Raw genomic sequence first — 13,351 nt, forward strand, 5'->3', positions numbered from 1 at the left:
TCAATAATGAATATATAGATTATTCGTGTCTTGGATCTATAGTTCTAACAGCTTCGTCAAATCTTCCGTATTGACCAGTAGCTTTTTCCATAGCTTCGTTAGCGCTCATTCCTTTAGCTACCATTTCCATCATTCTACCTAAGTGAACGAATCTGTATCCTATGATTTGATCATCTGCATCTAAAGCTACTTTTGTTACATATCCTTCAGCCATTTCAAGGTATCTTGGTCCTTTAGCTAAAGTTCCGTACATAGTACCTACTTGTGATCTTAATCCTTTTCCTAAGTCCTCAAGACCTGCTCCTATTGGTAGTCCACCTTCTGAGAAAGCAGTTTGGCTTCTACCATAAACTATTTGAAGGAATAATTCTCTCATTGCAGTATTTATAGCATCACAAACTAAGTCTGTGTTTAAAGCCTCTAATATAGTTTTTCCTGGTAATATTTCTGAAGCCATAGCAGCTGAGTGAGTCATACCTGAACATCCTATAGTTTCTATTAAAGCTTCTTCTATGATACCATCTTTAACGTTTAAAGTTAATTTACATGCTCCTTGTTGTGGTGCACACCAGCCAACTCCATGAGTTAAACCTGAAACATCTTTTATTTCTCTTGATTGAACCCATCTACCTTCTACAGGGATTGGTGCTGGACCGTGGTTTGGACCTTTAGCAATTACACACATTTCTTGAACTTCGCTTGAATACATCATATTCATTTCTCCTCCCTAAAAAATAACTTATAGTAAAAATTTACTATATCTATTCCTCTTAACAACTTGGGACTTTTTTCGTCCCTATGGGATATTTAATTACCCTCACGTCTATTTTAACAAAACAATGGCGATGTAACAATATATTTCTAAAAATTTTTCTAAAAAAACTCAATATTTTTTTATTTTATTACAACATTTGAGAATAATTCTCATATTTTTCCCCAAATTATTGAAAACAAATTATATTTTTACCTATTAATCCTTTTCAATAAACATTTTAAAATCTAATATTTTTTAAATTCATAAAATGTGCTTTATATCACATTTTACTAATTTAAAATTTATCTCTTTATAAAAAATATTTCTTTCTACAAAAAACATCCCACTAAATATATTTTCTTCAGTCTTTTATACTATTTCTATTTAATAAGATAAATCTCATGTTATATTCTATGTAATTTAATAAGGTGCATCTCAAAATGAGGTGCACCTTATATTATTATTTGTATTACTATCTTGCAGTTCTTAAAGTTAGGCTTTCTTTACTTGAAACTTCCCCATTTGAATATTTAGCTGCAATCTTAAAGTTATAGATTGTATGTCTATTTAACTTTTTAAATGTATAAGAAGTTTCATCCTTGCCTATTTCAGCTACCTTTTTACCATCCTTATAAAGAATATATCCTTCTAAGCCTTCTGTTGTTTCTGGTTCTGTCCAAGTTACAGTTACATTCTTTTTATTTATTTCTGATGCTTTAAAATCTCTTACTGGATTTACAACAATTTCTGGACTAGTTCCTTCTATTATATTAACTGTTTTTTCAGTTCCTGCAATCTCATGAACTAATCCTTCTCCATCTCCAACTGATGAATTGGTTACACTTAAATTACTTCCTTCTGCTTTAGCTTCTGCTCTTAGGACAACCTTAGCTAAAACTTCTTTAGCTGGCAATGGTTCTCCAGTTAAAGAACTTACAAGCACTCTAACCTTTCCATCTTCTATTTTCTTAGCATTTACAAATACTCCATCATCAGAAATTGCTTCTACATATTCAAAGGCATTTTCATCATAATTTAGTGTAAAATCATAAGCAAAAGCTTCTGCATTTACTAATTCGTCTATACCCACTCCAACTTCTAAGTTTTCTCCAACTTGAACTTCCTCTAAAGCTTCAAGAGATACACTTCCTGTTACCTCAGCATTTTCTTTTAACTTTCCATGAACATTAACCTCTGCAGCAGTAGCAAATTTTCCTCTACCATTTGCTTGATCTGAAACGCTATCTGTAACATCTAATCTTACATATTTAGCATCAACACTATCAAATTCTATAAATTTAATAGCTGCATTATCTTCTAAAGTTCCAGTTTTAACTTCTGTAAAGTTTTCTCCATCTAAACTAACAGATACTTTATACCCTGTTATTCTTCCATTTTTACTATCTTGTCTTGGAGCATATTTAACTTTATTTATTTCATATACATTATCTAATTCTAAAGTTAAATGATGAGGACCTTCATGAGCAGGTGATGACCATTTACTATGCCAGAAAGTATTCATATCACCATCTGAAGCAAAGGAAGCTGGTGCATTTTCCCCTGAAGTCTCTTCTGATGAAGCTGTTATCTTTACTGTTCTTGGATTTATTAATGTTAAATCAAAACTTAAAGCTTCTTGTATAAATGATTGAGCAACCTTTTCAGATATAACTGCAAAGCTACTTAAGGCTGTATTTAATTTATTTTGTGCAATTTCTTTAGCACTTTCATAAGCCTCTGTATCTTCATTTAATTGAGCTACAATCATATCTAATGAAGCCTTATCCCCTTGAGCTAAAGTAATAAGTTCATCAAGTTGTCTTGAGCATTCTTCTAAAGCAACTTCAGGTAAATTTGCCTTTAGATTATTACAAGCTTCTTCCATTCTTGCAAACTCGCCATATAACTCTTCTATAAGAGCACTTGCATCTTCTTTAGAAGATAACTTATTCCATAACTCATCCATTTTTGCTCTAAGCTCTGGAGCGTCTTCTCTTCCTGATTTAGCCCAAGTTTTATTGTCCATTCTTGTTGAATGGTTTGCAAATACCTTCATATCTTCTGCTAAATCACCATAAAGCATATCAATTGCTCTATTCCAAGCCTTATCATAATCATAGTTATCCATATTCCAGCTATAGTCAGCAGCTGTGTGTATTGATATTTTTGAAAGCTCAGCATGCTCCATTGGGTTTACAGTAAAGAAATCTACATATTGATTTAATCCTTTATCTAATCCATGCATTGGTCCTAAGGCAAGTTTACCTTTAAAATAATCTGTTACTGGATAATTCCACCATACTGCCATATTTCTATTGTATATTCCACTTATAAGTTGTGCATCACTTAAAGGAATTTCATTTGTAACAACTCCAGGGCCAGTCCACATAACTTCTATACTAGGATCAACAGTTTCTGCAAAAATTCTAGTATAAGCTCTAGGTTGTCCATTACTTACCATAGCTCCAGTATCATACTCTGTTGGAACTGTTATTAATGGTTTTACATCTCCCTTAGCCTTTACAAATTCTTCATTAAATCTATTTAAAACTTGAGCATGTTTAGCTGCACTCTTATCTTGAATATCATCCCAATAGATTGCAAAACTTCTTACACCCATGTCATATAAAGATTCTGCCTTTGTTATTAAATGATTAAAATCTTCTTCTCCTGCATCTCCATCAAATCTTATATCTATTCCTGGAGAAATACCGAAAACAAAATCAACCTTATTTTCAGCAGAAGCATTTATAAGTTCTTGCATTCTTTGCATTTCACTTTCTGGATATGGCTCTCTCCATTTTTCTCTGTGATATGGATCATCTTTAGGAGCATAAATATATGTGTTTAATTTATTTTCACCATAAAATTTAATTTGATCTAATCTATCTTGATGTGTCCAAGGAGTTCCATAAAAGCCTTCTACAATACCTCTAGCACTAACTGTTGGATAATCAGTTATATTTACTTCTGGTATATTAGATTCCTTAACTAATTGCTTAAATGTTTGAACTCCATAGAAAGTTCCATCTCCATCTTTACCCTCAATAGCTATTTTCCCATCATTTGAAACTAAAGCATATCCCTCTTCTTTTAAATTTTCTGCTGTAGTTCCATTTAAAGCTTCATCTAACTCAGGAATATCATCATCAACCTCACCTATTATAAGGGTAGTTGAATTTGGATCATTTTCACTATTTATTTCTATGTTGTTTGCAGTTAAAAATTCCCTTAAAGCATTTACTGCATTCTCATCTGCCTCTTCCTCACCAACTAAATTTATAGAAGAAGTTATCTTAAATCCATCTCCTACAACCTCTAAATTTTCTGGTGTTGGATTTAAATTTGGAACTAAAACCTGGTTTTCTTCCCCAGTTTTAGGTCCTACAGCTCTTACAGTAGTAGTTATTAAGCCATTTGCAATAAACATACAAGCAAAAGCTGAAGTTAAAAGTCTCTTAAGCATTTTTCTTTTCATAGTCCCCTCCTATTTCAAAATATTTACATTACAATTATAATATCGTTTACAAGTATTGTAAATAGTTAAAAAAATTGGAAGGATAATTTTTTCCTCCCAATTTTTATTATTACCTTTTTGTTCTTAAAGTTAAGGTTTCTTTAAATTTATAACTATCAAATCCCATATCTCTAACTATACTTGTTTCACTCCAATTAGTTTTTCCCATAGTTTATTAAACTTTCTTATTATAAATAGTTAACATTATTAGATATATTTCCCTCATATTTATATGAACCCCAACTAAGGTATTATATTTTTCTTAAACAACCTTAGACATTTCATTAAATTCTTCTACTCCAATAGCTCTTTTATTAAAGTTATTACTATAGTCTTGGTGAGAACTATGATGCCCCTCTGATTCATACCCTTTAATAAGCATCATTTGTCCAAAACCATCTAAATAATTAGTCAACTAAATCATCATTATTTTTATCTCCTGAAATTACAATTCTTGACCAAGGTAATTCAGTTACTCCACTAAAAGTTCCACCCTCTGAGTCACTTAATTGCTCCCTATATGTCCATGAGCCATTCCAAAGGCCTGCTTCTTTAACCCCTTCATTTAAAGTTGTTTGATAATATACTTGTTTCTCATAATCAAGGACATTATTCTCTAAAGATGCAACTAATCCTCCATTATCTAAAAATGCCATAGTCTGATGAACTGGATTCTGATCAACTTCTTTTTCTCTTAAATCATAAAAGTAATCATTAGAACTTAATATTCCATAAACTCTTGCTGCAGTAATATCTAGATTTTCTTCCTCTTCATTTATGCTTATAAGATTATGATTGGGAATTTGTATTTTATAAATCTTAAACTCCCCATTTTCATTTATTTCTTCAAACTGAAGTTTAACTGTATTATCAATTATTTTAAAAGATATTGCCATCTCTACATTTATCTTTCTAAAATTCAATCTATATAAATAATACTCTCCTTCAATATGGTCATAAATTTTTTCTGAGGTTACTTTAGGTTTAAATCTACTTCCATTTATTAAAAATTCATCCCTTGATTTTCTTGCTCCCTTAAGGATCTTCTCTCCTATTTTATATTGAACTATATTAGGAAATTCTCTATCAACAACTATTTCTAACCCATTACTTTTTAATATTTCAGTGCTTAATATTTCTCTAAATTCTATATTTTCTTCTAGAATAAACTTAGGATTTGTAATATCCTTATTGTTAACCCCTAATCCCCTTTTTAGTTTTTCCTTTATGTCTATAACTTCTCCATCAATATTTTTCTTAGTTAATCCTTTACTACTATAATCCTTTACTCCCTTTGATGATTCTAAAGTTAATCCATAAATTGAAGTTAATAAATAAGATGTATATTTTGAAAGATTTTTTCTCATAAATTTATATTGCGCCATAATTTCCCCCTATCTTTCAGTCCTTAAGTTCTTTTTTTATAAAAAACTTAATAGCTTTTCTCCCTAAGTATAATTTTTATTTACCCTTCACATAATATGTATACTACAATATTTTTACAAATATCACCATATAATATTTAAAAAAGCGTGTATTAAAGTAAATTTTATTTAAAAACCACTTTAATACACGCTCTTTCTATGATTTATTACATATTATATGATATTTTTCTATTATCTATTGTTATAATATTCTTCACACTTTTTCCAGTTTATTATATCGAAGAAATAGTCTATATACTCTGGACGTCTATTTTGATATTTTAAGTAATACGCATGTTCCCAAACATCCATTGTTAATATAGGAATTAATCCTAAAGAAATAGGAGATGATTGATCCTTAGTTGACATTATTTCTAACTTTCCATCTTTATCACTAACTAACCATGCCCAACCTGAACCAAAGGTAGAGATTCCACATTGTTTAAACTTTTCTTTGAATTCTTCAAAAGAACCAAAATCTCTGTCTATAGCATCTGCTATTTCAGCAACTGGTCTATTACATCCTTTTCCTAAAATACTCCAGTAGAATTCATGGTTGTAAACTCCACCACCTTGATTTACTAAGTCAGCCATAATATCCTCTGGCATATCATCTAAATTGCTTAAGATATCATATAAGCTTTTTCCATAAAGCTCAGGATGTTTTTCTAAAGCTTTATTTAACTTATCTACGTAAGCTTGTTGGTGCTTGTCATGGTGAATTTTCACTGTTTCTTCATCTATTGATGGCTCTAAGGCATCATAAGGATAGTCTAAAGGTTTTAATTTAAAACCTTCCCCTTTAGTTGAAGATGATCCACAATAAGCTGGATACATTAATGGGCTTTTTTTGTGTTTTAAAAAATTATTTTTCATTTTTTTACCTCCTCATATTTGAAATAATTTATTATTATTCTTCCCAATACCTATTTTTATATTTATTTTTTTAATTTAATACTTTGTAAAATCAAAGTTTTAAATATATAATAGCTAATAAAAAATATACCTAAAACAATTATTAAGGTAATAATTAAATTTAATCCATCCTTACTTTGAATTATGTATAAACTGTTTATTGTTCCATTAATAACATTGCTATTCATTATAAATAAAGTTAAGACAATACTTATCCACTTTATGTCTTCAAAATCTAATTTTTCTAGAAAAAGTGCATAAACAATATTAACTATGGCTATTATACTTATTGTTGTTATTAATGTACTCTTTAAAACCCCTTCTTTAAATTGAAATATTTCATTTTTAGTAAGTATCCAAAATACTTCATTTATTATAAATCCTACAATTAAACTATCAACTAAAAAGAATATATTATTTATATACTTTTTATATATTAATTTTTTGCTTTCAACAAAATTATCTAAACTCTCTTTATAGTCTAGCATAATCATACAAAAAGATAATATACCAACTATATATTTGAAGAAACTCCATTTTAATATGCTAGACATAAATAGTGAAAGAACCATTGAAAGAATCAATAGCTTATGTTCTATAAAATGTTTTTTAAAAGAAAAAAATACCTTAAGCATATTAAGTCCTCCCTTGATGTAACTTATTTCCTTTGTATCTATTCTAACACTTTTATATGAATAATAACATATAATATTTTCCTCTTCCACATTAAAACAATATTTTTAGGTAAGCTTATTTTAATTAAAGTCAACTTTTAATAAAGGAAGTAATTATTAGAAATTTAATATTTTTTAATTAATAAAAGGCCTTTATACATGGAAAATAAGCGTTTTTTCAATTTTGACAATAAAATTTTGTCGTTTTATAATTGTATAGTTAATGTTTAACAAAAATTTCATTAAAATTTAATAAAGGAGATGATTAGGTGAATAATGCTAATGAAAACTCTAAAAACACGGAAGATTTAGTTTATAAAAACAGATGGTTTATATTAGCAGTATTAGTAATGCAACCATTCATGGCATGTTTAGATAGTAGCATAGTTAATGTAGCCCTTCCAATTCTTCAAAAAGAACTTGGTGCAACTATGGCTGGAACTGAATGGATTGTAAGTTCATATTTAATAATAATTTCTGCATCAATTTTAATCTTTGGTAGATTAGGAGATATGCATTCAAAAAGTTCAGTATTTATAAAAGGGATTTTAATATTTGTTCTTGGATCTTTCCTTTGCGGAATATCCCCATCACTTCCTATTTTAGTATTATCTAGGGTTGTGCAAGCTATTGGTGCCGCTATGTTAATGTCAACTAACCAAGGTATTATAACAGATGTTTTCCCTCCTAAGGAAAGAGGAAAAGCTTTAGGTATCTCTGGTTCCTTTGTTGCCTTAGGTTCTATATTAGGTCCAGCATTAGGTGGATTCATAGTTACATATTTCACTTGGCACTATATTTTCTTAATAAATGTACCTATAGGTATAATATGCTACATATTCGCTAAAAAATATCTACCAATAAGAATTCCTAAGGAATCTGAGTCAATGGATAAGCCTGGAGCAACAATGTTTTTCATTGCTACAATTCTTATATTTACATCAATATTAATTAGCCAACATTTAGGATTTACTAGCATATATGTAATCCTAGGATTAATAATTGGACTTATTATTCTTGCTTTCTTCTTAATCTATGAAAACAAGATAAAAAATCCTATGCTTCATTTAAGCTTATTTAAAAAGCCAATATTCTCAGTAAGCTTAATATGTGCATTTATTTCCTTTACTGCAATAAATACAATTAATGTTATTCAACCCTTTTACTTAAATGACATTTTAGGCTATAGTCCTGGAAAAATTTCAGTTATAATGACAGCTTATCCAATTGTATTATTTGTTATTGCACCCCTTAGTGGAACATTATCTGATAAAATAGGAAGTAAAATACTTACTTTAGTAGGATTATTCTTAACAGGAGTTTCAATGATTTTATTATCATCATTAAATGGTAACTCAAGTGAAACATCCATATTCCTTATGTTATCTTTATTAGGTTTTTCAAATGGACTATTCCAATCTCCAAATACAAACCTTATAATGTCCTCTGTTCCTAAGGATAAGCTTGGAATAGCAGGTGGTACTAATGCCTTAATAAGAAATTTAGGTCTTGCCTTTGGAGTATCAGCTTCAACTTCTATTTTATATGCAAAAATGAGTAAGTTAGCTGGTTTTAGAGTTTTAGGATCTGTTCCTAATAGACCTGATATATTTATTTCTGGAATGAGATTTGTATATATTTTAGTTGCTATTTCATGTTTTATATGCCTTATAATTTCTGTAATTGAATATATTCAATCTAAAAAAAATAAAAAATAAAAAAATAAAAAGTGCTGTATCAAAGATTTTATTAAAATCTACTTTGATACAGCACCTTTTTAATTATTAGTTTCTTGTATGCTCATTATTCCTTGAGCATTGTTACCAACCTCTAATCTTGCTAAATTGTCAGGATTACTAAAATAAATATTGCCTCCTACAAATACTAAAAGTGCTAAAATTACCACTAATAAAATGTTTTTACTTCTAAAACTCTTCTTCATTAATTCCACCCTCTTAATAAAAATAATAATCTAAGTTAAATATGGTAAGAATAAAGTTCCTAAACCTAAGAAGAAGAAAAATCCACATACATCAGTTACTGTTGTAACAAATACGGCAGAAGCTAAGGCTGGGTCTATTTTTAATTTCTTTAAAACAACTGGTACTAAATATCCTGCAAAGGTAGCAGCAGTCATATTTAATATCATAGCTAATCCTATTACTATTCCAATTGCAGGTTTTCCTGACCATAAAACAGCAACTATTGCAGTTACTAATCCAGTTGCAGCCCCTGTTAAAATACCAACTCCAATTTCCTTAAAGAAAATTCTCTTTGCATTTTTAAAAGTTAATTCTCCTAAGGCTATACCTCTTACTATAATTGTTAAGGTTTGAGTTCCTCCATTTCCACCCATACCTGCAACAATAGGCATGAATGTTGCTAAAATTACAACCTTACTAATAGTTCCTTCAAAAAGTCCAACAGTGGCAGAAGCTAAGAACGCAGTTATTAGGTTAACAAATAACCATGGCAATCTACTTTTTACAGATTCTTTTACTGTACTATCAACTTTTTCTTCTCCATCTACACCACCTAGACGGTGTATATCTTCTGTTGTTTCTTCTTTTATAATTTCAATAACATCATCAATTGTTATTATACCTAAAAGCATATCTTTGTAATCAACAACTGGTATTGTTAAAAGTCCATATTTATCAAATATATTTGCAACCTCTTCTTGGTCCATATCAAAGGGAACACTTATGACGTTTTTATTCACAATCTCTGAAATTTTTTCGTCAAACTTACTTATTACAAGTTCTCTTAAAGAAACTACCCCTTGTAATATTCCTAAGTCATCTACAACATATATGTAATAAGCTGATTCAGCCTTTGGAGCTTCTAATTGAAGGTACTCTAAGGTTTCTTTTACACTCATAGTATCCTTTATAGAAATAAACTCTGTGGCCATAACACCACCAGCTGTATCTGGTGCATATGTTAATAATTTTCTTAAATCCTTAGCATCTTGAACTGGCATACTTGAAAGTAATTTACTAGTTTCTTCACGATTTAAGCTTGCCATAAGGTCTGTAAGTTCATCTGAAGCTATTAAATTTAAAACCTTCTTCTTCTTTTCTTCAGGTAAACTTTTTAATATATTTACCTTGTCATCATCCTTCGCAAAATCTATAATATCTGCAATCATATTTTCTGGAAGTTTTTTTATAAGCTTAATATTTTCCTCATTCTCCTCTAAAAGATCAACTATATCAGCTGGATGTATATCATCTAGAGAATCAAATTTATTACTTGGATATTTAGCTAAAATATCCTTTAGCTTTTCTTTTGTTATTCTTTTATTCATATCATTTCCTCTTTTCCTTAAATAAGAGGAATAATAACTATCTATAGGATAATTTGCTCCTTAAAGGTATATAAATGTACCATTCCTCTTATTTTTAATTTTAATCTTAAGTTCCTACTAGGGGGAACGCTTTCCATTCATACCACCTCCAAAATGCAATAAAAGTTTCAAAATATTATTTCTATATATTATATTAAGTATATTTAAACAATTTGTAAATAAAAATTTTCATTCTTTTTTTATATTTTGTAATATTTCATAAAAATAGCTCATAAATATATAGTAATAAAAATTATAATTTAGTAATTTTTAACCTCACTTTTTCTTATTTTACACAAGCATGTAGTGTCTTCTATGAATATTCTTAAACTATATAACCTGTAATTTGTTTCTTTGTGTTGTGATTCTCCTTTTACATTTTATTCATATAACTACATGCAAAATAAAAAGCAGATTAGTTTTTTCTAATCTGCTTTTCATTTTAATTCTATATTCTAAATTTTAATCCTAACTCATGTCTAATTTAAATTAAGCAATTAAAATTTTAATATTTATAAAAGCTAAATTCTCTTATCGAGGAAATATGATTTACAAAAAGCAAAAAATTCTCTTGCATACATAGAAGGCACTAAATACCACTGAGTTTTGCTTGTATATAAATCAATATTATTATATCCATTTCTTTTGGCTAAAAGATTGCTTCTCATAGCATGAAAATCTGTGGTAACAACTAAAATATCTAAGTCTTTTATAGGCTTTCCACTTAAGTTCTCTATGATTTTCTTAGAATAATTTAGATTTTCATATGTACTAGTTGCTTTATTTTCAAGTACAATTTTATCCTTTGGCACTCCATTTTCCACTAGATATTTTTCCATTGCATAAGCCTCAGTTATGCTTTCTCCAGGACCTTGTCCACCAGATACTACAATCTCTCCATTAAATCCAGTTTTCTCTAAATATTCTATGGTCTTATCTAATCTGTCTCTTAATGTAGCAGTTAAATTTTCTCCCCTTATTCCAGCCCCTAAAACAACTATGTAATCACAAGGTTTTAAGGATTTTTTAGGATAGAAAATTATTGCTCCCTCTACTATTATAAATATACTTATACATATAAGAGCTAAAATTTTTATAGGCTTGTACACCTTTTTAAACCACTGTAATTTTAAAAGCTTATTTATAAAAAGGGTGTATAATATAATGACTACTCCTAATATTAAATAAAAAGAGCTAAAGGTTGTTTTTCCACTTAAAGCATTAACTAAGATGTAATATACTATACATATTATTCCTATAAAAATTGAAATAAACTTAATAACTAAACTCTTCACATATATCTCCTTTCTCCAGTTCTTAATATAAAAATTTTATCAAAACTTTAAAAGAAACTATATACAATAATATTACAAAAGTAAATATAAAAAATTACTAAGCCCCCTTCTATTTTTCATAATAAATTACCTTTTAGGAAATAATTTATATGAACTTCAATTTAAAATAAGAGTAAAATTTCTAAAAGAAATATGTTTAAATTTACTATTATATGAAATACTATTAGTGTTTAGACTTTTTTAATTTAAGGAGATATATTTATGAGTAGTAGAACTGGAATAGTAAAATGGTTTAATCAAGAGAAAGGCTATGGCTTTATTTCTTGTGATGAAGGTGATGATGTATTTGTACATATCTCACAAGTAAAGGAAAAAGGACCTGAAAAAGATTTACATGAAGGTGAAAGTGTTTCTTTTGATATAAGCGAAGGGGAAAAAGGCCCAATAGCTACTAATGTTCAAAAGTTATAAAAACTAAGGCTTAAACCCTGTTAAGTTAAGAAGAGCTTTAAAGGTTTTAATAAATATTCCGAGTAAATTCACACTATAATTTATGGTGATTACTCGGAATATTTTTATAGGGTTTATTATAATTTTAATAAAGTCTTTTTAAAAACTCTTACTAACTTCTTATAGAAAATCCTGTGTTTTCTATGCAGTTTTTAATTTCACCTTCACTTGTATGCTCATTAAACATAACTTCTATACTTCCTCTAGCTACATCTACACATACCTTTTGAACACCTTCTAAATTTTCTAGGGCATTTTTAACTTGAGTCTTATTTGTAGAACTTCCTAAGCCATCTACTAAACAATGAATTTTCTCCATACTAATTTCTCCTTTCAAAGTAATGTTCAAAAATAGTATGTGTAATCTAAGCTATTAAAACCGTAGTATTATCTGGTATATTATCATATATCCATTTAGCATTATCTGGATTAAGCCTAATACAGCCATGACTAAGTGCCTCACCAAGTCTACCATCTTTTATATTCTTTCCAGTCTTATCATATAATATTGAGTGATAATAATAGCCATCCACTATCCTTGTAGCATACTTTACTGAATAATCTGCTCCAGAAAATCCTGCCTTTCTTCCATTAATAAAAAAAATTCCTTTTCTAGTAGGTGTAGACGGTTTACCTACTGTGCTAATCCATTTATACATCCTTATCCACTTATTATTAGACTTCTTATAAACATAGGTATATTTAGTTTTTAAATTAGTTACTAAAAGATAATCAGTACTACTTTCTAGATTATTTGAATTAACAAAGGAATCCATATCACTATTAAAATTTGTATAATTTAAAGATTTATATTTTTTTAAAGCATTACTATCCAAATTAAATCACCTAAGAAATATTAATAATACATTATACTCTTTAGGTGACTTTTAATTTCATATATTATTTTTTAATA

Annotated in this window: 13 protein-coding genes; 2 read left to right on the top strand and 11 right to left on the bottom strand. The window is 28.6% G+C overall.

Going from position 1 to position 13,351, the window contains the following annotated elements:
- Positions 1-19: 19 nt before the first annotated feature.
- The 6 genes from GOM42_RS07265 to GOM42_RS07290 all read right to left on the bottom strand — a co-directional run bounded on the left by GOM42_RS07265 (position 20) and on the right by GOM42_RS07290 (position 7,245).
- Positions 20-712, bottom strand: a complete 693-nt coding sequence (locus GOM42_RS07265) for an iron-sulfur cluster assembly scaffold protein (RefSeq protein ID WP_003477845.1) — start codon at positions 710-712, stop codon at positions 20-22.
- A 514-nt stretch (positions 713-1,226) separates the two neighbouring features.
- On the bottom strand, positions 1,227-4,232 hold the full coding sequence (nagJ, locus tag GOM42_RS07270; protein WP_003456570.1) for an O-GlcNAc hydrolase NagJ: 3,006 nt from the start codon (positions 4,230-4,232) through the stop codon (positions 1,227-1,229).
- A gap of 301 nt (positions 4,233-4,533) precedes the next feature.
- Complete coding sequence (locus GOM42_RS07275) at positions 4,534-4,686, bottom strand: endo-alpha-N-acetylgalactosaminidase family protein (RefSeq protein WP_080503684.1); 153 nt, start codon at positions 4,684-4,686, stop codon at positions 4,534-4,536.
- Positions 4,679-5,656 (bottom strand): hypothetical protein, encoded by a 978-nt coding sequence (locus GOM42_RS07280; RefSeq protein WP_003477850.1) that lies wholly within the window; start codon positions 5,654-5,656, stop codon positions 4,679-4,681. Before GOM42_RS07280 ends, GOM42_RS07275 begins: the two co-directional genes overlap by 8 nt.
- Positions 5,657-5,887: 231 nt before the next feature.
- Complete coding sequence (locus tag GOM42_RS07285) at positions 5,888-6,571, bottom strand: superoxide dismutase (protein ID WP_003452125.1); 684 nt, start codon at positions 6,569-6,571, stop codon at positions 5,888-5,890.
- Between the two features lie 62 nt (positions 6,572-6,633).
- Positions 6,634-7,245: a hypothetical protein gene (locus GOM42_RS07290; RefSeq protein ID WP_096071542.1), complete on the bottom strand. Its 612-nt coding sequence runs from the start codon at positions 7,243-7,245 to the stop codon at positions 6,634-6,636.
- A 308-nt stretch (positions 7,246-7,553) separates the two neighbouring features.
- On the opposite strand from GOM42_RS07290, the gene GOM42_RS07295 reads away from it, so the two are divergent.
- Complete coding sequence (locus GOM42_RS07295; RefSeq protein WP_057257674.1) at positions 7,554-9,002, top strand: MFS transporter; 1,449 nt, start codon at positions 7,554-7,556, stop codon at positions 9,000-9,002.
- Positions 9,003-9,061: 59 nt separating this feature from the next.
- Here the strand turns inward: GOM42_RS07295 and GOM42_RS07300 are convergent, their stop codons facing one another.
- From GOM42_RS07300 to GOM42_RS07310, 3 genes are all read right to left on the bottom strand, one after another.
- On the bottom strand, positions 9,062-9,226 hold the full coding sequence (locus tag GOM42_RS07300; RefSeq protein ID WP_164792098.1) for a hypothetical protein: 165 nt from the start codon (positions 9,224-9,226) through the stop codon (positions 9,062-9,064).
- 30 nt (positions 9,227-9,256) lie between these two features.
- Entirely contained in the window at positions 9,257-10,594 is a 1,338-nt protein-coding gene (gene mgtE / locus GOM42_RS07305) for a magnesium transporter (protein ID WP_003452139.1), read from the bottom strand.
- Between the two features lie 560 nt (positions 10,595-11,154).
- Positions 11,155-11,928 (bottom strand): YdcF family protein, encoded by a 774-nt coding sequence (locus tag GOM42_RS07310; protein WP_110077453.1) that lies wholly within the window; start codon positions 11,926-11,928, stop codon positions 11,155-11,157.
- Between the two features lie 261 nt (positions 11,929-12,189).
- Here GOM42_RS07310 and GOM42_RS07315 point away from each other — a divergent pair, with 261 nt between their 5' ends.
- Positions 12,190-12,399, top strand: a complete 210-nt coding sequence (locus GOM42_RS07315) for a cold-shock protein (RefSeq protein WP_025648757.1) — start codon at positions 12,190-12,192, stop codon at positions 12,397-12,399.
- A 151-nt stretch (positions 12,400-12,550) separates the two neighbouring features.
- Here GOM42_RS07315 and GOM42_RS07320 read toward each other — a convergent pair whose 3' ends face one another.
- On the bottom strand, positions 12,551-12,757 hold the full coding sequence (locus GOM42_RS07320) for a heavy metal-associated domain-containing protein (protein WP_003452114.1): 207 nt from the start codon (positions 12,755-12,757) through the stop codon (positions 12,551-12,553).
- 46 nt (positions 12,758-12,803) lie between these two features.
- On the bottom strand, positions 12,804-13,274 hold the full coding sequence (locus tag GOM42_RS07325) for a L,D-transpeptidase (RefSeq protein ID WP_003456429.1): 471 nt from the start codon (positions 13,272-13,274) through the stop codon (positions 12,804-12,806).
- Between the last annotated feature and the right edge of the window lie 77 nt (positions 13,275-13,351).

The organism is Clostridium sp. 16K-1-R1, assembly GCF_023921145.1.
GTDB lineage: Bacteria > Bacillota > Clostridia > Clostridiales > Clostridiaceae > Sarcina > Sarcina perfringens.

Bases quoted from the DNA above. Each gene is read 5' to 3' on its own strand.
- GOM42_RS07265 (WP_003477845.1), bottom strand. From the start codon at position 712: ATGATGTATTCAAGCGAAGTTCAAGAAATGTGTGTAATTGCTAAAGGT.
- nagJ (WP_003456570.1), bottom strand. From the start codon at position 4,232: ATGAAAAGAAAAATGCTTAAGAGACTTTTAACTTCAGCTTTTGCTTGT.
- GOM42_RS07280 (WP_003477850.1), bottom strand. From the start codon at position 5,656: ATGGCGCAATATAAATTTATGAGAAAAAATCTTTCAAAATATACATCT.
- GOM42_RS07285 (WP_003452125.1), bottom strand. From the start codon at position 6,571: ATGAAAAATAATTTTTTAAAACACAAAAAAAGCCCATTAATGTATCCA.
- GOM42_RS07290 (WP_096071542.1), bottom strand. From the start codon at position 7,245: ATGCTTAAGGTATTTTTTTCTTTTAAAAAACATTTTATAGAACATAAG.
- GOM42_RS07300 (WP_164792098.1), bottom strand. From the start codon at position 9,226: ATGAAGAAGAGTTTTAGAAGTAAAAACATTTTATTAGTGGTAATTTTA.
- mgtE (WP_003452139.1), bottom strand. From the start codon at position 10,594: ATGAATAAAAGAATAACAAAAGAAAAGCTAAAGGATATTTTAGCTAAA.
- GOM42_RS07315 (WP_025648757.1), top strand. From the start codon at position 12,190: ATGAGTAGTAGAACTGGAATAGTAAAATGGTTTAATCAAGAGAAAGGC.
- GOM42_RS07320 (WP_003452114.1), bottom strand. From the start codon at position 12,757: ATGGAGAAAATTCATTGTTTAGTAGATGGCTTAGGAAGTTCTACAAAT.